This window comes from Burkholderia sp. Tr-20355 (assembly GCF_017104685.1).
In the GTDB taxonomy this organism is placed as follows: domain Bacteria; phylum Pseudomonadota; class Gammaproteobacteria; order Burkholderiales; family Burkholderiaceae; genus Burkholderia; species Burkholderia seminalis.
On sequence record NZ_JAAGPK010000215.1, the window covers coordinates 1 to 234 of the forward strand.

The window sequence follows — 234 nt, forward strand, 5'->3', positions numbered from 1 at the left end:
TAAAAAAAAAAAAAAAAAAAAGATATTTGTGTGCAGTATTAGTATAAAAATAACAAAAAAACTTCAACATCACATAATTCTATGATTGTTCTATCATAAGTACCTTTTCTCTCTATCTCCCTCCTACCTTGTACTCTACTTATATAATTACTCTGATTTTCTTCATATACATTTTCTATTGATACCATTGTTTCTTCTCTTTTCGATCTTGTGTTCACTACATCTTTGGTGACT

The 234-nt window shown here is 26.9% G+C and carries 1 protein-coding gene; it reads right to left on the reverse strand.

The features are described 5' to 3' along the window. Positions 1-38: 38 nt before the first annotated feature. Positions 39-234, reverse strand: a 196-nt coding sequence (locus tag G3N62_RS31635) for a hypothetical protein (protein WP_206141416.1), incomplete at its 5' end; no start/stop codon positions are given.